This window comes from Croceicoccus gelatinilyticus (assembly GCF_018398395.1).
In the GTDB taxonomy this organism is placed as follows: Bacteria; Pseudomonadota; Alphaproteobacteria; order Sphingomonadales; family Sphingomonadaceae; genus Croceicoccus; species Croceicoccus gelatinilyticus.
Genome location: NZ_JAHCBF010000006.1, coordinates 48,772 through 67,141, shown reverse-complemented (window position 1 = coordinate 67,141; position 18,370 = coordinate 48,772). Strand labels below are relative to the sequence as shown.

At 62.0% G+C, this 18,370-nt stretch carries 19 protein-coding genes; 4 read left to right on the top strand and 15 right to left on the bottom strand.

All coding sequences use genetic code 11. The annotated features are described in order from the left end of the window. The 3 genes from KIH45_RS13470 to KIH45_RS13460 are packed head-to-tail and all read left to right on the top strand — an operon-like array spanning position 1 to position 2,385. Positions 1 to 1,230 carry a toxic anion resistance protein gene (locus KIH45_RS13470; protein WP_420481940.1) on the top strand — a complete coding sequence of 410 codons (1,230 nt, stop codon included), beginning with the start codon at positions 1 to 3 and terminating at the stop codon, positions 1,228 to 1,230. Positions 1,231 to 1,241: 11 nt separating this feature from the next. Further along, entirely contained in the window at positions 1,242 to 2,087 is an 846-nt protein-coding gene (locus KIH45_RS13465) for a hypothetical protein (RefSeq protein ID WP_213176560.1), read from the top strand. 1 nt (position 2,088) lies between these two features. After that, complete coding sequence (locus KIH45_RS13460) at positions 2,089 to 2,385, top strand: polyhydroxyalkanoic acid system family protein (RefSeq protein ID WP_213176559.1); 297 nt, start codon at positions 2,089 to 2,091, stop codon at positions 2,383 to 2,385. Here the strand turns inward: KIH45_RS13460 and KIH45_RS13455 are convergent. The 6 genes from KIH45_RS13455 to KIH45_RS13430 all read right to left on the bottom strand — a co-directional run bounded on the left by KIH45_RS13455 (position 2,382) and on the right by KIH45_RS13430 (position 9,208). Continuing rightward, positions 2,382 to 2,822 (bottom strand): DUF2721 domain-containing protein, encoded by a 441-nt coding sequence (locus KIH45_RS13455; RefSeq protein WP_213176558.1) that lies wholly within the window; start codon positions 2,820 to 2,822, stop codon positions 2,382 to 2,384. The two genes, KIH45_RS13460 and KIH45_RS13455, sit on opposite strands and share 4 nt — an antisense overlap. A 41-nt stretch (positions 2,823 to 2,863) precedes the next feature. Further along, the gene (locus tag KIH45_RS13450; protein WP_213176557.1) at positions 2,864 to 3,670 is read right to left on the bottom strand and encodes a class I mannose-6-phosphate isomerase; all 807 of its coding nucleotides are present in this window, start codon (positions 3,668 to 3,670) and stop codon (positions 2,864 to 2,866) included. Further along, a complete protein-coding gene (locus tag KIH45_RS13445) occupies positions 3,667 to 4,704 on the bottom strand; it encodes a mannose-1-phosphate guanylyltransferase (RefSeq protein ID WP_213176556.1) in 1,038 nt (345 codons plus the stop codon). Before KIH45_RS13445 ends, KIH45_RS13450 begins: the two co-directional genes overlap by 4 nt. Positions 4,705 to 4,708: 4 nt before the next feature. Further along, positions 4,709 to 6,013 carry a glycoside hydrolase family 130 protein gene (locus KIH45_RS13440; protein ID WP_225899916.1) on the bottom strand — a complete coding sequence of 435 codons (1,305 nt, stop codon included), beginning with the start codon at positions 6,011 to 6,013 and terminating at the stop codon, positions 4,709 to 4,711. Further along, the gene (locus KIH45_RS13435) at positions 5,967 to 8,330 is read right to left on the bottom strand and encodes a glycosyltransferase family 4 protein (protein WP_213176554.1); all 2,364 of its coding nucleotides are present in this window, start codon (positions 8,328 to 8,330) and stop codon (positions 5,967 to 5,969) included. Before KIH45_RS13435 ends, KIH45_RS13440 begins: the two co-directional genes overlap by 47 nt. 188 nt (positions 8,331 to 8,518) lie before the next feature. Then, entirely contained in the window at positions 8,519 to 9,208 is a 690-nt protein-coding gene (locus KIH45_RS13430; protein WP_213176553.1) for a TonB family protein, read from the bottom strand. A 161-nt stretch (positions 9,209 to 9,369) separates the two neighbouring features. Between KIH45_RS13430 and KIH45_RS13425 the strand changes: the two genes are divergently transcribed. After that, positions 9,370 to 9,780, top strand: coding sequence for a response regulator transcription factor (locus KIH45_RS13425; protein WP_225899915.1), 411 nt, complete (start codon positions 9,370 to 9,372; stop codon positions 9,778 to 9,780). Between the two features lie 4 nt (positions 9,781 to 9,784). Here the strand turns inward: KIH45_RS13425 and KIH45_RS13420 are convergent, their stop codons facing one another. Genes KIH45_RS13420 through KIH45_RS13380 form a run of 9 tightly spaced genes read right to left on the bottom strand, consistent with a single transcriptional unit; the run spans position 9,785 to position 18,356 of the window. After that, complete coding sequence (locus KIH45_RS13420) at positions 9,785 to 10,261, bottom strand: A24 family peptidase (RefSeq protein ID WP_213176551.1); 477 nt, start codon at positions 10,259 to 10,261, stop codon at positions 9,785 to 9,787. A 28-nt stretch (positions 10,262 to 10,289) separates the two neighbouring features. Next, the gene (locus KIH45_RS13415; RefSeq protein ID WP_213176550.1) at positions 10,290 to 11,027 is read right to left on the bottom strand and encodes a tetratricopeptide repeat protein; all 738 of its coding nucleotides are present in this window, start codon (positions 11,025 to 11,027) and stop codon (positions 10,290 to 10,292) included. 29 nt (positions 11,028 to 11,056) lie between these two features. Beyond that, the gene (locus KIH45_RS13410; protein ID WP_213176549.1) at positions 11,057 to 12,037 is read right to left on the bottom strand and encodes a type II secretion system F family protein; all 981 of its coding nucleotides are present in this window, start codon (positions 12,035 to 12,037) and stop codon (positions 11,057 to 11,059) included. A 3-nt stretch (positions 12,038 to 12,040) separates the two neighbouring features. Then, positions 12,041 to 13,042, bottom strand: coding sequence for a type II secretion system F family protein (locus KIH45_RS13405; protein ID WP_213176548.1), 1,002 nt, complete (start codon positions 13,040 to 13,042; stop codon positions 12,041 to 12,043). After that, positions 13,039 to 14,415, bottom strand: a complete 1,377-nt coding sequence (locus tag KIH45_RS13400; RefSeq protein WP_225899914.1) for a TadA family conjugal transfer-associated ATPase — start codon at positions 14,413 to 14,415, stop codon at positions 13,039 to 13,041. Before KIH45_RS13400 ends, KIH45_RS13405 begins: the two co-directional genes overlap by 4 nt. Before the next feature lie 3 nt (positions 14,416 to 14,418). Further along, positions 14,419 to 15,558 (bottom strand): CpaE/TadZ family protein, encoded by a 1,140-nt coding sequence (locus KIH45_RS13395; RefSeq protein WP_213176547.1) that lies wholly within the window; start codon positions 15,556 to 15,558, stop codon positions 14,419 to 14,421. 43 nt (positions 15,559 to 15,601) lie between these two features. After that, the gene (locus KIH45_RS13390) at positions 15,602 to 16,234 is read right to left on the bottom strand and encodes a TadE/TadG family type IV pilus assembly protein (protein WP_213176546.1); all 633 of its coding nucleotides are present in this window, start codon (positions 16,232 to 16,234) and stop codon (positions 15,602 to 15,604) included. Beyond that, entirely contained in the window at positions 16,231 to 16,761 is a 531-nt protein-coding gene (locus tag KIH45_RS13385; protein ID WP_213176545.1) for a TadE/TadG family type IV pilus assembly protein, read from the bottom strand. The genes KIH45_RS13390 and KIH45_RS13385 overlap by 4 nt, the downstream gene beginning before the upstream one ends. Then, positions 16,758 to 18,356: a TadE/TadG family type IV pilus assembly protein gene (locus KIH45_RS13380; RefSeq protein WP_213176544.1), complete on the bottom strand. Its 1,599-nt coding sequence runs from the start codon at positions 18,354 to 18,356 to the stop codon at positions 16,758 to 16,760. Before KIH45_RS13380 ends, KIH45_RS13385 begins: the two co-directional genes overlap by 4 nt. Between the last annotated feature and the right edge of the window lie 14 nt (positions 18,357 to 18,370).

Below are 18,370 nucleotides of genomic sequence, written 5' to 3'. Positions count from 1 at the left end.
ATGCCCTTCAAACACGGGATGACCATGGCAGAACAGCCGACCGCAACTGCGACCGCAACCGAACTCACGCTGGAAGCACCCAGCCCCGTTCCGGACGTAAAGCCTGAAAAGGCCGCTGGCCTCGTCCCGGTCGAGGAAGAGACGAAGTCCAAGCTGGAAGCGAAAGTCGACATCTTCGTGTCGGACCTGATCGCGCAGGATGCGAATTCGCCCGAATTCGGCAAGAAGGTCGACCAGCTGACCAGCATGGGCCGCAAGGAGATCATGGCGGCATCGTCGATGTCGAACCGTTTCCTCGACCGTCCGGTGCGCGCGATGGACGCGGACAGCGGCATCGGCGCGGACCTTACCGAACTGCGCCAGACGGTCGAAGATCTCGATCCGGGCCGCAAGGGCAAGCTGACGGGCCGCAAGCTGTTCGGCATCATCCCCTTCGGCAACAAGCTGAAGGGCTATTTCGACAGCTACACCAGCGCGCAGGGCCACATTCAGGCGATCCTTGGCCGCCTTGCCAGCGGCAAGGACGAACTGCTGATGGACAATGCCGCCATCGACGTGGAACGCCAGAAGCTGTGGGAAGCGATGGGCAAACTGGAACAGATGATCCACATCTCCAAGACGCTCGACAGCAAGCTTGAAGAAGCGGCGAACGACCTGGATGCGACCGATCCGGCCAAGGCCAAGGCGATCCGCGAATCTGCACTGTTCTACACCCGCCAGCGCACGCAGGACCTGCTGACGCAGATGGCGGTCAGCGTTCAGGGTTACCTCGCGCTGGACCTTGTGAAGAAGAACAACGTCGAACTGGTGAAGGGCGTCGACCGCGCCAGCACGACGACCGTGTCGGCCCTGCGCACCGCGGTCACCGTTGCGCAGGCAATGACCAACCAGAAGCTCGTCCTCGGCCAGATCACGGCGTTGAACGACACGACGGCGGGCATCATCGATTCCACCAGCACGATGCTGCGCGACCAGACCGGCAAGATCCACGAACAGGCCGCGTCCAGCACGATCCCGCTGGAAACGCTGCAGCGCGCCTTCCAGAACATCTACGACACGATGGACACCATCGACACTTTCAAGCTGAAGGCGCTCGATTCCATGAAGCAGACAGTCGACACCCTGTCGGACGAGGTAGAGCGTTCGCGCGGCTATATCGCCCGTGCAGAGGGCGCGGCCAAGGCGCAGGTTGAGGCGCAGTCGAACCCGCTGCTGAGCCTGGATAGCTGAGCACGAGCGCGATGGCCGACAGCACTCACGATACCTCCCGCATCATGGATGGGGCCCGCACCAGCCTCGCGGTGAACCGCACCGGCGGTTATCACCGCGGGTCCATCGGGGCAGGCTCGGCGCGCCTTAAGAAAGAGCACGCAGCCACCAAGCTGAAGCGTATCTTCATCGCGATTGCCGCCATTGTCGTGGCCGCGATGGGCTTCGGCCTGTTCGTCAGCGCGCTGGGCTTTGAAGGACTGTTCATCACGGTCCTGTTGGCGGTCGTCGCGGTCTGGGTGCTGAGCAGGTATCCCAAGATCAAGGTGCCCAAGGCGGCCACCCTGTCGCGCGGCGACTTGCAGCAGAACGTTGCGAAGACCGAACTGTGGCTCGAACACCAGCGCCCTGCCCTGCCCGCGCCTGCCGTGACGCTCGTCGACCAGATCGGCGTGCAGCTCGACGGACTTGGCGTGCAGCTTCAGGGACTGGACGAAAATACGCCCGCCGCGGTTTCGGTGCGCAATCTCGTCACCCGCGACCTGCCCGAAGTCGTGTCGAGCTACACCAAGATCCCGCGCCACTTGCGGTCGCAGGACAGCGCCGGCAGCACGCCCGATAGCCAGGTGACCGAAAGCCTGAAGAGCATCAGCCGCGAGATCGATACCGTGACGCGGCAACTGGCCGAAGGCGATCTCGATGCGCTGGCGGTGCGGACCCGCTATCTCGACTACAAGTACGGCAGCGCGATGGACGAAACGCCCGCCCTGCCTTCTCCCGGCGCGCCCGATCCGGCGCTGCCTCCGGTTTCTCCTGCGCCCAAGGCGCTGGGCGAGACCGATCCCCTGACATCTGAACCCACTCCCAAGGATAACTGACATGCGCGTAGCCGTGCCGCACTCCCTCCCCAAGGCGGAGGTGCGCCGTCGCCTCGACGACAAACAGGATTCGATGACCAACCTGGTCCCCGGCGGAATGGCCGAAATCGAGACCAGCTGGGCCAGCGAAGATCGCATGATCATGACGATCCGCGCGATGGGTCAGGAAATGACCGGCAACGTCGACATCGAGGACGAGGCCGTCGTCTTCACGATCGACCTGCCGTTTGCGCTGTCCTTCGTGGAACCGATGATCTCCGGCGCGATCGAACAGAAGGGCCGCAAACTGCTGAGTTAAAGGTCGCGGTCCAGTTCCAGATAGGCGAGCGGAACGCGCAGCTGTTCCGACGCCACCCGCGTTTCCATCAGGAACAGGATAAGGCCTGCCAGAAGCAGGCCAATGGCCAGCGCAAAGGCAGTTGCGACTGCCGGTTCGGTGGCGGCCTGCAGGAACTGGCTGGAAAAAATCAGCACGACCGTGATCCCGATGGTGATCGCGGACAGCACCATCATCAGTTGCGCCCGCCCGATCAGCGTCGTGCGGCGCGCCAGCATGCGCAGTTCGCGGACGCTGGCATCGTGTTCCTCGCCCTCGCTCTCGCGGAAGGCGACCTGCATTTCGCGCGTACGGTCGACCACGCGCGAAAGCCGCGATGCCATCATGTTGAGGATGTTGCCGATGGCGACGAGCACGAACACCGGCGCGAGTGCAAGCTGGATGGTCTGAACGATCATGCGCCCGTTCTAACCGCACCGATGCCTTCGGGAAAGCGGGCTCAACAGCCCCGCGTCAACAGTGCGGTCGCATCGTCCGCTATCTCCACGCACTGGATGTCGTCGGCCAAGGCGCATTCGCCCACGGCAACTGCCTTGCCCGCAACGCTGACGCCTTCGCTGCGCGGGATGACCAGCAGTGCGCCGGGGTAATCGCCGGCGATCGCGGGTTCGACCGGCCCCTCAACCTTGTCGAGCAGGAAGAACGGCCCTTCGACCAGCCGCATCGTGCCGCCATCCGGCACCATCTGGTGCAGGCCCATGTCGTAAGGTTCGCCCTTCGCCACCGCCATGCCTTCTTCAAGGTGCAGTTCGCGCGGGCGGCCATAGTCGTAAAGGCGGTAGGTGATGTCGCTGTTCTGCTGAACCTCGATCAGGCTGACGCCTGCGCCGATGGCGTGGACGGTGTTGGCCGGGATGTAAAAGAAGTCGCCCGCTTTTACCTCGTGCCAGACGAGCATGTCCTCGATGCTGCCGTCCAGCGAGGCAGCGCGCATCGTGTCTGCATCGAGATCGCTGGCAAAGCCGACACCCAGCGTCGCGCCCGGTTCGGCGTCGATCACGTACCAGCATTCCGACTTGCCCTGCCGGCCAAGCCCCACCGCTTCGGACTGGTCATCGTCGGGGTGGACCTGCACCGACAGCTTTTCGCTGGTGAAGATATATTTGACGAGCAGGTCGGGAAGCGCCTCAGGCGGTTCGAACCAGATCTCGCCGATCCGCTGGCCTTCAGGCGCGGAGAACGGCGGCGGCAGGGTATCCTTGCCCCACGGCTTTTCGACCGAGATCGTGGGCAGGACCGCGCTCATTGCGAGCATGCTCCCGCAAGCTTGCCGACCTTCTGGGCACCGTCGGCCGTGGTTACGAGGATGTCGTCCCCGTCGACGACCACGATCACGTCCTCCAGCCCGATGACGGAGACACGCGGTCCGTCGCTGTCGACCATGACATTGCGGCAGTCGACCAGTTCGACCCGGCCTCGCGCGACATTCCCGTCGCCGTCGCATTCGCGCGCTTCGCGAAGCGCCTGCCAATTGCCGATGTCGGACCAGCCCATGGCGACCGGTACCATCGCGGCCTTGCCGGTGTTTTCCATGACCGCGTAGTCGACGCTCTCGCTCTCGATCTCGGCAAAGGCCTTGGCCTCGGGATAGAAGCGACGTCCTTCGCCGTGCCCTGCGCTCACAGCTTCACGCGCCTTTTGCGCGATCTGCGGGCGATGAGCGGTAAGTTCGTCCATGAACGTGCCGGCGCGGAAGGCGAAGAGGCCGCCGTTCCAGCTATACCCACCCTCGTCCAGGAAAGCCTCTGCCCGCGCGCGATCGGGCTTTTCGACAAAGCGTTCGATGGCCCATGCGCCGCCGCCGATCTCGTCCCCTTGCTTCAGGTAGCCAAACCCGGTTTCAGGCGCGTCGGGCGTGATGCCGAAAGCCACCAGCCAGCCCTCGCTCGCCAGTTCGCGGGCACGGGAAGCCGCCGCATTGAACGCATCGCAATCGGCAATGTGATGATCGCTCGGGCAGACCAGCATGATATCGTCTTCGTCCAGCCGGCACGCGGCCAGCGCGATGGCCGCCGCTGTGTTGCGAGCCATCGGTTCGACGATCACGGTCCCGTCTGCGGCATCCAGCTGCGCTTCGACATGTTCGAGATGCGCGCTACCGGTCACGACGACCGGTGCCCCGAACATATCGGGGTCCGCACAGCGCTTCAGCGTCGAGATGAACAACGGCTCTTCATCGACCAGCGGAATGAAAGGCTTGGGACGCGATGCCCGCGAACGGGGCCATAGACGGGTCCCGCTTCCGCCACACAGGACAACCGGGACCAAATGCGAAGCCACTATCCTACTCCATGATCTGCATTATTTCATCGACTGTACAGGTCGCAAAGCCAACCGCGCTATCGGAAATGCCATAGGGCACGAGAATATCCTCACCCATCTTCAGCGCGCCGCAGGTATAGACCACGTTGGGCACATATCCCGACCGGTCGTCGTCCTCTGCGGTCAGTACGGGCGCCTTGCTGCGTGCCAGCACCTTTGAAGGATCGTCGCGGTCCAGCAAAGCGCAGCCCAGCGCGTACTTGCGCATCGCGCCGACACCGTGGGTGAACAGCAGCCAGCCATGATCGGTCAGGATCGGGCTGCCGCAATTGCCGATCTGGATGAATTCCCACGGATACTTCGGCCCCATCAGCAGTTCGCCCTCGTCGTCCCAGCACGACAAGTCGTCGGATCGCAGCAGGAACAGGTTCTTCCCGTCCTGCCGTCCGACCATCACGTACTGCCCGCCGATCTTCTGAGGAAACAGCGCCATACCCTTATTGCGCCCCGCCTTCCCCTGAATTGCCTCGAGCGTGAAGCTCTTGAAATCACAGGTTCTCATCAGCTCGGAACGGATCGACCGGCCCGAATAGGCGGTGTAGGTACCGATCCATTCGTAATCGCCGTCGCCGTGGTCAAAGCGCACAAGACGCAGGTCCTCCAGCCCGCCGGCCTGCTGTTCGGTCACCGGAAAAATCACGGTGTTGGAAAGGCTGGAATCGGCATGGCGATAGACGGTGACGGCGTTATCGCCGGCCACTTCAGCCACCGCGCTGTCGGCAGCCGTTGCGAATGTGGACTGCGGCCATAGCTCGAAATTGCCACCGGGTTCGAGGATGCCTTCGCGAAATGCGATCGAGGAGATGTGCCCCTCACCCACCGCGCGCAGCGACATGACGAAGCGGCAGGAATCTCCTGACATGCCCGACTGGTCGGGATGCGGCACGATCGACGGGTTCATCAACGCGGCGGCGGCGTAAGTATATTCGTGGCAGAAATAGCTGCCGATCAACTTGCGCCGCATGTCGGAAAAGCGCGAGCCATCGAGGCCGAGCACTTCCTCGACCTCGGCATAACGTTCGAGAAACATGTTCTCTGTCTGCCAGTGGCGCTCGGCGAAATCGTGCTGGACGCGGCGGTATTCGATACCCGCCTGTTCCTCGCTCAACCCGGCGATGTCCTCGATCAGCTTTGCCGCGCGGTTCCCATCTGCCGTTCGGGCCTGCCATCCCAGGTGGAAGGGGCGAAGGACGACCCGCGAAGGGTCTGCGTACAGCCGCTCATCTGAAATGCGTAGCGGGCTGTCGGGGTAATCGCTGGTTCTCAATGACTTCTCCGGACGACTCGGCTCGCTGCACATGTGCCAGCGCTACCACGGCGTAGTGGGCAAGCTGAAATGCCAAAATGGATTCCGCACCGCAATTGCGGTTCGCCCCGCGCGGGGTGATCCCGTCGCGGCAACGTCCGCTGGCCAGGTCGGCAAGAACGACGTTGCGATCGTTGTCGCCAAAGAACCAGCGGTATGCGGTGGTTGCGTGGTCGTACCAGAAACGGTCCTGCGTTGCGCGGAAGGCGGTTGTCGCAGCATCGACGGCGGCCTGGGCCTCCAACGGCTGCTGGTCGAAAGGCAGCACTTCGTGCGGTTGGTGGAAGCTTTCCGACCCCACGGCGCGGAAGTTGCCCTGCGCCGAAGTCTGCTGCTCTGCAATCCAGCGCAGCGAGGACAGGCCCGATGCCAGCCATTCAGGGCGGTCAAGTGCGCGGCCAGCTTCGATCAGGGCCTGCGACAGGCGCGGATTGTCATAGCCGAGCACGCATTCGAACCAGGCCCAGTCGGGACGGCGCGATTCTTCCAGCAGGCTATGGAGCATGGTCCCGCCCCGCTGCAGCAGGGCAATGGCGCCTGCATGGTCCCTTTCGCCCTCAAGCCTGCCGACCGCGCCCAACATGGCAAAGGCGACGGCGCGCGGGGAATCGATGTCGGCAAAGCCTGCCAGCGCCTCGTCGAACAGGCCGCGGGCCCACCAGCGCAAGTCCTCGGTCCGTCCACGAGAAGCGGTGTGGCCCAATGCCCAGATAGCGCGACCGTTGGAATCGTCGGAACCGCAATCTTCGGACCACGTCCGATCGTAAGCCATGAAGTTGCGGAACTTGCCCTGCGCGGGATCGAAGGCGTGCTGGACGAAGGACGCGAACATCGCGGCGTACTTGTCCGCCTCGCGCACTTCCATCCGGCCGGTCATGTTCATCAGCATCAGCGCACGGGCATTGTCGTCAAGGCAATAGCCGTGGCTGCGATCGGGCACGGTGCCGATGGCATGCTGGATCATGCCGACATCGTCGCACATGCCGGTAACGCCGCCCATGCCGGGCACCGCGAACAGGCGCGAGGCGACAGGGCGCTGATCGCCGAGGCACTTTTCAACCAGAGTGGCCGCGGCATCAGCAAAGCGGGGCCAGATCGTCTCGCGTCCCTTTTCATAAGCACGGCGTTGCATCGCAGCCAGCGCCTCGGGCCGGTCGAGAAGGCCATTCACGGCCTCGGCCACCGCCCGAGAGGAGCCGGGTTCGAAAAGCTGACCCATGCCGCCGGAGAGGAGTTCGCGGGCGTGGATATAGGGCGTCGACACCACGGCCTTGCCCAGTGCCACGGCATAACTGAGCGTACCCGAAGTCGACTGCTGGAGGTTGGGATAGGGCGTCAGGTAAATGTCGCACGCCTCAAGCTGATCGAGCAGTTCGGGCGTGTCGAGAAAGCGGTCCACCCATTCGATCCGCTCGGCAACCCCAAGCTGCGCGGCAAGGTCTTTCAGGCCTTCGCGGTAGCTCTCGCCATGTTCGGCAACGAGGTTCGGGTGCGTCGCGCCGACGATGCGATAGACCACGTCGGGATGGTGATCGGCGATTGCAGGCAGCGCCTCGATCACGGTTTCGATACCCTTGCCAGGGCCGAGCAGACCGAACGTCATCAGGACAGGGCGATCGGACAGGCCAAGTTGCGCCTTGAACTGGTCCTGCCGTCCGAAGGGGCGATCGGGCGCGCCGTGCGGGATGACGGTCAGACGCTCCCGCCCCGTGCCGTACAGGCGGGCGAGCAGGTCTGCCGAGTGTTCGGACATGACCATGACCTGCGCCGCGCGCGACAGCAGGTGGGCCAGAATTTCGCGCTGCTTGTCACCGGGTTCGGCCAGCACGGTATGCAGCGTCAGGATGATCGGGGCGGCAATGCGGTCCACGAAGTCGCAGACCATTTCTCCGCATTCGCCCCCGAAGATGCCGTATTCGTGCTGCAGCCAGACGACGTCGGCCCTGCTGTCGTTGATGGCCTGCGCGGCGCGGCGATAGCCTTCGGCATCGTCCTGCACGATTTCGCGGGCGACACCTTCGTATTCCAGTGGGTCGTTCGCATCGACCAGCGCATGGACGTCAACTTCCAGTTCGCCATGATAGCGGCCAAGTTGTTCGACGAGGTCGGAGGTGAAGGTCGCAATGCCGCATCTGCGCGGGACATAAGTGCCGACGACGGCAACGCGGCCCAGCGTGTGTTCCGCAGCCTGTCCAGGGAATAGGGATACGACGTCTGATGCACCCGCCCCGCCAGTGTCGGCAGGATTGTTTTCGTGCGGGCTGCGATCATCCGACATGGGTTTCCTCGCGTTATCGGGGCATACCGGAAGGCAACCCCCGAGCGCACCGACAGTTCCTTCGCAATTGCAAAGATGTCTGTTCGGTAACGACGATTCGTCCGAAACGTAACACGAGCAAACCCAACTGAAGAAATGTTAATTTGCGCTTGCGAAAGAATCTCGCATTTGCGGCATAAATGGGGCGTTTACTGCCACCACCATTGTTTCCAGCCGACTTTTTCGCTCGTCGGGTTGCCGTTACCGTCGATCGCGGGGCGATAGCGGAAACGCTCGATCACCAGCTGGCACGTGATGCGGTCGACTTCGGCATTTCCGCTGGACCGGCGGACGCGGCAGTCGCGGGTCGTGCCATCGGGATTTACCGTAAAATGCACGATGACATAGGCGCCGTCGCGGTCCTGCACGCTGCTGCGCGGATAGTCCCGGGCCCGGATCTCACCGGCGATCTTCTCGGCATGGCGTGCAAAGGGAACGCCGCCAGAACCGGTCCCCTGCCCGCCGCTGCCCGTGCCGACACCCGGACCGCCACCGCCTGTGCCCGCACCCTGCTCCGCCGCGCCGGATCGGGTTTCGTCGCCGGTTGAGGAGACCGGCGGGACGGGATCTTCCTTTTTCGGAATGCGCGCAGGCGGTGCGCTAATTTCCTTGGGCGTCGCTTCGGCCGCTTCTGCGCCTGACGCACCTTCGGGCTCTATCTCTTCAACCTTTTGCGGCGGTTCTTCCGGCTCGCTCTGAAAGGGTATCGAGAACGAGGTCACGGTGTCCTTCACCGCCTCGGGCACGAAGTCGATGTCGAACGCGCGCAAAAGGCCGAAAACGGCGCCGACATGGATGAGGGCAACCACGATCAATGTCGCCAGCTTGCGCCCGCTCATACGAGAGCGAGCCCGGCTGGCGATGGTTTCGCGGCGGGAAAATGTACCTTGCGGGGCCTGATCCATGGGGCTCAAACGAACGCCTCCCCCGCCCCGTTCCCGCGGGCCGACCGCTTTGCCTTGCGACTGCCTATCATGGATGAGGCAAGACGGAGGGATTGATGGCCTATATCCTCGTGGCAGACGATGACGAGATCCTGGCGGAAATGGTGCGGCACCGGCTGGCGACCGTGGGGCACGAAGTCGTCGTGGTCGAAGATGGCGAAGAAGCGCTGCAGTGCGTGGGCAAACGCCTGCCCGACGCGATCCTGCTCGACTGGATGATGCCGGTGCGCTCGGGCATGGACACACTAGTCGAATTGAAGAGCCACCCGACGCGGTGCCATGTGCCCGTGGTCATGATGACTTCGCGTCGCAGCCAGGCCGACGTGCTCACCGCCTTGCGCGCAGGGGCCTCCGACTACATGACCAAGCCATTCTCTCCCGAGGATCTTGCACTCCGGATCGAGGGCCTGCTGGAGCGGAAACGTTACGTCGCAGACGATGGCGGATTGCGCCAGAGCCTCCACTGACAGGTCAGTACGGCAGCAGTCCCACCGCAGGATTGGATAGCTGCATGATAATGCCGCCTGCCGCGATGGCGACGCCATAGGGCATGACCTTGTCGCCCTTCGAAATCTTGCGCTTCGTCACCTTGAAGATGATCAGCCAGACGATCGCGACGACAAGCCCCGCCAGAGCGATCGACACGAACAGGCCCAGCGCCTCGGAAATCGGGAACCACGCCGCGCTCGCCGCATAGAATTTTGCGTCCCCACCGCCCCACAGCTTCATCGCGAAGATGATCATCGCGACAACCAGCGCGCCGGCAAAGTGGCCGAGCGAGGACAGGCCCAGTTGCCATCCGTTCAGTGCAGTGACGAGCACGAGGCCTGCCACCAGCATTGCCGCGTTGAGCCAGTTGGGAATGCGCCGCGTACGGATATCGGAAACCGCCCCGACAAGAGCGAAGATGGTAAAGATCGCGGCGAGCGCGATAGCAGCCGTATTCACGCGGTATTATTCCTGGATTGTTGGGGGATCAGTTCCGCCGGTCCGAACCCGCCTCGTTCAAAACGATGCGAATCGGATAGGATGCCTTGCGAGCCATTCTGCTGCGGCGGACCGTCTGGGTGACGCGCAAGGCAGAACGCTTGGTTTCGACGCGAACCGGCGAATCCACGTCCGAAAGCGCCATGCGCACGACGGGTTCGGCCTGCTTGCCAACGGCGACCTGCCCTTGCGTGACCCGCGCAACGCGGGTCTTGGCGCGGCTTTCGACAGTAACTGCGCCGGCGACATCGACCGGGCGGGTTTCGACCGTTACGGGACCATGCAATTGCGGCTTCGAAGCTTCGCGAACGGCAAGTTCGATAGGCTCAAGCTCAGGATAGACTGGCGCCATCACAGGACCGCGCCCTTCAAGGCGGGCAAGGTTGCGCGAGAAGCGATCGTCCTGCGGCGCGGCAGCGACGGCGCGCGCAAAGTAACGCTGCGCAAGGTCGGGGCGGCCGATACGGTCATAGGCGATCGCCATGCCGTTGAACGCCTCACCGGCATAGCGCGGATGGTAGGAAGCCTGGCGGAAAGCAGTGATCGCCTTGGTGGGCCGGTTCGCTTCGAGGTGCACCTTGCCCATGGCGAGACGGCTTTCGAAGTAATCGCCCATATCCACCGTCGACGGATCGACCGACGCAGTGTTTGAACCGAAGACCGACTGGCAGCCCCCCAAAGTGGCCACAGCCAGAACCAGGCCGGCGACGTTTGCAATCTTGCGCATGTTTCCCCCCTTTGGAACCACGAACCTTGTCAGCGCTGCATCATCGGGAAGATGTCCCGAACGACGCGGATAGATGCCGGGAGCATCAGGACCCCGATCATTGTCGGCAGCATGCATACCACAAGTGGGATCGAAATGAGAACCGGCAGACGGTGGGCCTTTTCCTCAGCCCGCATGCGGCGCTTTTCACGCATTTCGGATGCATAGACGCGCAGCGTCGAAGACATGCTCGTCCCCAGCTTGTCCGACTGGATCAGCAGGGTCGTGAACGAGCGGATTTCATCGACGCGAGCCATGTCGGCAAGGCGGCGGAACGCCTCTTCACGGCTGGCACCTGCGCGCAGGCGAAGAACGGCGATTGAAAGCAACTGCGACACCAACGGGTGGGAATGAACCATCTCGCGACCAACGCGGTCCATTGCCGCCTCGATACCCAGACCAGCTTCGACACAGACAAGCAGGAGATCGAGACAATCGGGAAAGCCGTTGACGATCTCTTCCTTGCGGCGATCAGCCTTGGCCTGGATGAACAGGTTGGGGAAGTAGAGACCCAGAAGGCCAAGCAGCGAGGCGCCGATGTAGATCGTGAAGAAGCCCGGCGGCTCTTCCGAGTAGCCGTACATCAGGATCACGTACATCAGCGGGAAGAACGCCATCGCCCCGATACGCGCCATCGTGAAAATGCGCGGAGCCGAGGGATGCGTATAGCCTGCAGAGATCAGCTTGTCGCGAAGACGCTCGCTCTTGGTATCGGTGAGGTCGAGACCCGTCCGCTCCACCATGTCGGCAAGCCGGGCCCAGGCATTCTGGTTCTCACGGTGTCTAAGCGTCGCCCCGGAAAGTTCGCCGCCCGCATTCGTCGGCGTCGCGATCTGCTGAAGACCGGCCCGAACTTGCGCGCGGCGGTTCATCACGTTGATCACGATCAGCGCGATGCCGACCACGATGATGAAGATACCGATCAGCGTTGCGATGCGGGTCGCCTGGTTCTGGAGGACGAGATCAAGCATGCGTCAGACCTTCAGATTGACCAGATTTCGGATCCAGAAGAACCCAATCGCGTAGAGCGCCATCAGGCAGATGAAGCCGATGATGAACATCCCCTCACCCGCGACGCTGAGGTAGAATTCGGGGTTCACGGTGAAGAGCCCGATGAACGCCACGATCGGCAGGATGGTAAGCATCCAGCCCGTCATGCGGCCTTCCGAACTAAGCGCGCGGACTTTCATGTAAAGGCTGGCGCGCTGACGGATCACGTCGGAGAGGTTGGCGAGAATTTCGGCCAGGTTACCGCCGGTTTCGTTCTGCACGGAGAGCGAGACCACGAACATACGGATGTCTTCAAGGTCCCAGCGCTCGGCCATGGATGTCAGGGCATCGGTAAGCTCTGCGCCATAAGCGACTTCGTCGGACACGATGCCGAATTCGCTACCGATGGGATCTTCCATCTCGGTCGTCAGCAGTTCGATCGCCGAAGCAATCGGGTGGCCCGCGCGCAGTGCGCGCACGAACACGTCGAGCGCCACGGGGAACTGTTCTTCAACCTTCTTACGGCGCTTTTGCGCGATCGAGGAAATGACCATCAACGGCAGGAAGATCGCCGCACAAGCAGCGATGGCGATCGCCAAGACCAGCACGCCTGCTGAAAATTCGATGCCCGTGCCGCCAATGGCAAGCAGGATCAGCGCCATGATCAGCACGAATGCGCCGATCATCACGAACAGCATCTGGCTGGCCGAAATCGGCAGCGCCGCCGTCATCAAGGTCCGCTCAAGTTTCAGCACCATCCCGGCCAGCGCAGGCGGCAGGTTGGTCATTGTCTTGGGCGTCGCCTTGCGCAGGCGCGCCAGGATTTCCTCGCGCGAGCTGCCTTCGCGGATCATCTTCAGACGCTTGTTCACGGCGCGGGTATGCGCCGTTCGGCTGAAAGTGAAGTCGAGGAAGACCTGCGCGATCAGGAACACCGTTCCGAAAACGGCGATGAGCGTGATGATCTTGAGGAGTGTATCTATCATCGGTTCATATCGAAGTCTGGACGGAACAGTTCGGACGGCAGGTCGATGCCGGCGGAAACCGCCTCGGCATGGAACTTGGGCCGGATGCCGGTCGCCTCAAAGCGGCCGATGACGTTGTTGTGTTCGTCGCGGCCGGAGATCTTGAAGCGGTAGATTTCCTGCATCGTGATCGTGTCGCCTTCCATGCCGGTCAGTTCCGACAGACTGAGCACGCGGCGGCGACCGTCAGCCAGACGGCCAACCTGAACGACGACGTTGATGGCCGACGCGATCTGCGCGCGGGCCGAACGGGCCCCGATCTCGATCCCGCTCATGCCGATCATCTGTTCGATACGCGAAAGCGCGTCGCGAGCGGTGTTTGCGTGAACCGTGGTCATCGAACCATCGTGGCCGGTGTTCATCGCCTGAAGCATGTCGAACGCCTCCCCGGCGCGGACTTCGCCGACGATGATGCGGTCAGGACGCATACGCAGGGCATTCTTCACCAGGTCGCGCTGCGTAACTTCGCCCTTGCCTTCGATATTGGCGGGGCGCGTTTCGAGGCGAGCGACGTGTTCCTGCTGAAGCTGAAGCTCGGCGCTGTCCTCGATCGTGACGATGCGTTCGCGCGAGTCGATGAAGGACGACATGGCGTTGAGTAGGGTCGTCTTGCCCGAACCGGTACCGCCCGAGATCAGCACGTTGCGGCGCGATGCGACGACGGCGCGCATGACATGCGCCATCGGTTCGGGAACGGAGCCCAGTTCGATGAGGCGGTCAATGCCGATGCGCTTCTTCGCGAACTTACGAATGGAGAGCAGCGAACCGTCAACAGCCAGCGGCGAGACGATTGCGTTGACACGCGAACCGTCGGCAAGGCGGGCGTCGACGAAAGGCGAGGATTCGTCGACACGGCGGCCAACCGCGCTGACGATCTTCTGGATGATGCGCATCAGATGCTTGTCATCCTGAAACTCGGTACGCGCACGTTCCAGAAGACCAGATCGTTCCACGAAAACCGTCTTCGGACCATTCACCAGAATATCGGTGATCGAATCGTCCTGAAGCAGCGGCTCCAAGGGGCCGAGGCCCAGCAATTCGTCGAGCACGTCGTCGACGAGCGCGGTGCGTTCGGTCCGGTTCAGCGCCTCATGACGCTGCGAGAGGATCTCGTTGATGATCTCGCTCAGTTCCGAGCGGATCTGTTCGCGCGGCATCTTTTCGAGCGCCGAGAGGTTAATCCTGTCAAGCAGCGCACGGTGGATCGAGACTTTCAGGTCGAGCGCACGTTTCTGCTGCTCGTCCTGCTCACCGTCCAGCGTTTCCAGCTGCATCGGACCATCGGCGACCGGCGGGTCGACCTTTTCTTCGGCGCGCTTGACCGACCACTTCATAGATTACCCCCCAATGGTCCGGTCGCAGATTTCATCCGCAAGCCGGTCGACGTCCTTGACGAACGCGGCCTTGCGATTGTTGTCCGACAGGAGGACACCCTGGTCCTGCGCCATCTGCAGATCCCCTCGATCGCGCGAGACGGTTGCGAATACCTGGCGGTTCAGCGTCTCTGCGACCTCGGCAACGCTGATGGACTGGAAAAGCTTCTTGCCGACGCGGTTGACGACAATACGCACGTTCTCGCGGCTGACGTTCATGACGTCGAACAGTTCGACAACGCGCTTCGTCTGGCGAAGGCCGGTGATCGACTGGTCGGTGACCAGCAGGTTCTCGTTGCACGCAAGCGCGGCCGACAGCGTCCAGTTCGTCCAGTTCGCCGGAAGGTCCAGCAGAACGAAATCAAACGTCTGCCGCGCGATCGTCAGCATCTTGAGCAGGCGATCGACGTCGACATCCTCAAGCGGCGCGATCACCGAAGGCGCGCCAATAACCCAGAAACCCTGCGGCGCGGCGAGAGCGGCATCGCGGACCAGATCGGTATCGAGACGCTCCGACGCTTCGAGCAGGTCGAGCACGGTCGTGATCGGCGTCAGGCCGAGATAGTTGGAAACTTGCCCGAACTGCAGGTCGAGATCGATAACGCACACGTCCATGTGCTCGCCCCGGCAATCGGTAAGCGATGCCGCAAGGTGCGTGATGAGCGTGGTCGCCCCGACACCGCCCGCTGCACGGACCATCGACACCATCGGCGCGAGCGAGGTCTTGCCGGTCGGCGCAACGCTGGCCGAAGCATCGAGAAGCTGCGCGGTCAGTTCCTCTGCATCGAAAGGCAGGGTCGCCACATCTGTCACGCCCTGACGGATCAGGGTACGGGTAAGAGCAAGATCAGCCTGTTCCAGCGCCACGATAAGCGGCAGGCCCGGACGCTTTTCACGAACGGCAGCAACACGGGCCAGCGATGCCTGTGAAGTCGGATCGACTTCCAGCACCAGTACGATCGGACGGGACATGACCTCGTCGGGAAGCGCCGCCCCGGCGTCGAGCGTGACGACATGCACCTCGCTACCGAACTGCGTCTCCAGCGCGGACGCATGACGTTCCTGCGCGACGATGTAGATGCCCGAAGGCAAGTTGCGATCCATCCTGATTCCAGTTTCCGAAGGAACTTCCATTTTGCCCATCATCCTAACTCGCTACTGTCCCGTCCCCGTCCTCGAGCGTAAGCGAGTACGAGAAGTTGGGATAAGGAACATTCACACCGACCAAGGTCAGCGTGATGGGCTGATAACGCATGTTGGTTAAAGTCACGGTAACGATGGGAGCGACGTCTGCCAGCGGTTGACCGGCGTCATCTAATGCCGGATCGGCGACATAACCAAGCCCACTGCCCGCGTAGCTGACGATTACGTCGTCATCAGTCAGTCGTGGGGTGGCAACCCGCATACGGGTAACGATCGCATCGAAGGCGGCCGAGTTGTAGTCGCCGTTATAGCACAGCCCCGACCCGCCGGAGCACGAGCAACTGGTGTCGTTGCAACTTATCGTCTGCATCGCTTCCGCGCAGATCGTGTCGCCGGCTGTTATGTTGACGCCATTACAGGTCTGACCGGCAAAGCTGCCGCTGTTGAGAGCGCCAGGAACAATATCGGTAGCTACTGCATAACGCGCACCAAGCTGAACGGCCTTTTCGTACTGGTTGAGTTGCCAAGCATAGCGGCCCACGTCGATCACGCCAAACAGCAGCAGAAGAGCCGCTGGCAGGACTAGTGCGAATTCGGCAGCACCTGCACCGCGAATATCCTTGATGAACCGCATCATACGCCGATCACCGGAGCATGGCTTTCGGCCGCAAGGCGATAAGAACTGTTAATCACCCCTAACGCGCCGAGAATCGAGAAATAGGGCACACTAGGCGCGGCCACTGTGACAACCGCACCGGTCCGAGCATTACCGCCGGAGTCACTTCCGAGCGTATCGAAGATGCCAGTCGAAACGAAGCCACCGCAATCAACAGAGACAGTGACCTGCGCGTTGGTCCATCCGGGAAGTTCTGCAGGCCCGGTCCCCGCCGTGTTGCCGGTCCGCGTCAGATTCTTGATTTTGGTTTCGAGCGCTGCAGCGATGGGGGCATAGCCCGAACCACTGGGGTTGCAGACCTCGGTATAACTCAGGCGCGCCGCATAACGGGCCCCGTTGCGCACGGATTCGACTAGTTTCTGCTGACTCCAAAAGAAATTGCCAGCCTCCATCGCCACGAAGATCAGCGGCAGGATCATGGGTAGCGAGAGTACAAATTCGGCTGCGGGAGAACCGCTCTCGTCATTGATGAAGTCGCGCAAAGTCATCGGATCAGCACCGCCTTGCGCTTGGAAAAGCCTTGGAATGAATTGTTCGATCCCGGCGGCGTCGCCTCTCCGACAAGTTCGACATAGAAGGCCTTGTCCGCCCCCGACGTCAGGGGCGGCTCCATCAAGAAGACATCGACGTATCGCTCAATATCAACGGGCGACCGTCCTTTCAGACCAGTGCAGTCGACTACCGCCATACTCAGAACCCGACGATCTCGTGCCGTTGTCGGCAAGGTTGTTCCGGCAAGATTGCCGATCGGCTTCGGGTAGGCGCAATAATGCTTATAGGGATTGCTGGTGCCGACACTCTTGATCAGACGAGGTTGCAGGCTTGACGGGTTGTCCCGCTGCCATTTGTAGACGTCATACCGGGTGGCGGTGGCGTCCAGTGCACCACCGGTCACCGAACCGACCGTGGCCGAGGGCCCGTAATTTGCCTGGAAATATCCGGCAATGTTCCAGTTCTTGTTGCCGATATTCCCGTTATGGCTGGTGTCTCGCGGATAACCAGGGTTGGAAGCACCCGCCAGATCAGGATCGCTCATTTCGACCCAGCCTTCGCCGTTACCGTTGGCCTCGGTTGCGGACTTGTTCCCGCTGATCGGATTCGCAGGGCAAGTGAAGCTACCAGGAGCAACATTGTTGCTGATCCGATAGACCCTGTTCTTCGTTGTGTTTGCGGACGGACAGAACGTTCCACCCGCAGTGCAATCGCTGCCGATATCGAAACGGGTCGCAAGCGCGCCAGCCTCCGGCGCTCTGACGCCAGGTTCGGAATCGACATTTTCACCCGTGCAGGAAGGATTGGTAACTTCCCAGCCCAGACTGGTGTTGGGACTTCCACTCACAGGTGACGGATAGGGAAAGTCCAGAAAGCCAAAAATCCCTGGGACCAGATCGACGTCTTCCGCATCACCCGAATCGGGCCCCGACTTGTTGTTCGGCAGCATGTGGAAAATCATGCCCGTGCCGCGGTCTGGCGTTTCACCTGACGAATTCTTGGCGCCGAAATTCGCGTTGGGCGCGCAGAACATCAGCGGCGGAACCTTGCAATACGCGGAATTGAGAGTTGCCATCGCACTGGCCCCTGCATTGCCCGCGATAGCACCTACGATCGGTGTAAGGGCATAGCGAACTTGGCGGTTGCCGATCACGACCTGCACGATCTTCGCCTTTGTCGCTGCATTGCTTGCCGTGCTCTGCTCGCTCACCACCCGGACGGGCGCGTCATCCACGTAATCTTCCCAGAAGGTATATGTGATCTGGGTAATGGGGCGCGTAGAGCCATCGGAATCGTCGTCGATGTTCGAAAGACGCGTGATGTTGACGTAATCGCTGGTCGACGAAGCGAAAGTCGAGTTCGTTGCCTGGATCGCGCGAATGATGGAATCGGTCTTCCCATCGAGCTGGCTGGCCGCCGCCAGCGCCGCTTGGTCAGCAGCGTTCTGCAGCTCTGAATCGAGTGCCATGACGCGGGCGTAGTCGAAACCCACGCCGGCCATGGCAACCAGACCGAACAGCGACAGGGCGTAGAGCGGAGCGATTGCCCCGTTTTCGTCACCCCCGAACTTGCGAATTGCCTTCCCCACCATTGGCAAACAAGCTT

Excerpts from the sequence above, each read along its gene's own strand:
- KIH45_RS13470 (WP_420481940.1), top strand. The coding sequence starts at position 1 with ATGCCCTTCAAACACGGGATGACCATGGCAGAACAGCCGACCGCAACT.
- KIH45_RS13465 (WP_213176560.1), top strand. The coding sequence starts at position 1,242 with ATGGCCGACAGCACTCACGATACCTCCCGCATCATGGATGGGGCCCGC.
- KIH45_RS13460 (WP_213176559.1), top strand. The coding sequence starts at position 2,089 with ATGCGCGTAGCCGTGCCGCACTCCCTCCCCAAGGCGGAGGTGCGCCGT.
- KIH45_RS13455 (WP_213176558.1), bottom strand. The coding sequence starts at position 2,822 with ATGATCGTTCAGACCATCCAGCTTGCACTCGCGCCGGTGTTCGTGCTC.
- KIH45_RS13450 (WP_213176557.1), bottom strand. The coding sequence starts at position 3,670 with ATGAGCGCGGTCCTGCCCACGATCTCGGTCGAAAAGCCGTGGGGCAAG.
- KIH45_RS13435 (WP_213176554.1), bottom strand. The coding sequence starts at position 8,330 with ATGTCGGATGATCGCAGCCCGCACGAAAACAATCCTGCCGACACTGGC.
- KIH45_RS13430 (WP_213176553.1), bottom strand. The coding sequence starts at position 9,208 with ATGAGCGGGCGCAAGCTGGCGACATTGATCGTGGTTGCCCTCATCCAT.
- KIH45_RS13425 (WP_225899915.1), top strand. The coding sequence starts at position 9,370 with ATGGCCTATATCCTCGTGGCAGACGATGACGAGATCCTGGCGGAAATG.
- KIH45_RS13415 (WP_213176550.1), bottom strand. The coding sequence starts at position 11,027 with ATGCGCAAGATTGCAAACGTCGCCGGCCTGGTTCTGGCTGTGGCCACT.
- KIH45_RS13410 (WP_213176549.1), bottom strand. The coding sequence starts at position 12,037 with ATGCTTGATCTCGTCCTCCAGAACCAGGCGACCCGCATCGCAACGCTG.
- KIH45_RS13405 (WP_213176548.1), bottom strand. The coding sequence starts at position 13,042 with ATGATAGATACACTCCTCAAGATCATCACGCTCATCGCCGTTTTCGGA.
- KIH45_RS13400 (WP_225899914.1), bottom strand. The coding sequence starts at position 14,415 with ATGAAGTGGTCGGTCAAGCGCGCCGAAGAAAAGGTCGACCCGCCGGTC.
- KIH45_RS13395 (WP_213176547.1), bottom strand. The coding sequence starts at position 15,558 with ATGGATCGCAACTTGCCTTCGGGCATCTACATCGTCGCGCAGGAACGT.
- KIH45_RS13390 (WP_213176546.1), bottom strand. The coding sequence starts at position 16,234 with ATGATGCGGTTCATCAAGGATATTCGCGGTGCAGGTGCTGCCGAATTC.
- KIH45_RS13385 (WP_213176545.1), bottom strand. The coding sequence starts at position 16,761 with ATGACTTTGCGCGACTTCATCAATGACGAGAGCGGTTCTCCCGCAGCC.
- KIH45_RS13380 (WP_213176544.1), bottom strand. The coding sequence starts at position 18,356 with ATGGTGGGGAAGGCAATTCGCAAGTTCGGGGGTGACGAAAACGGGGCA.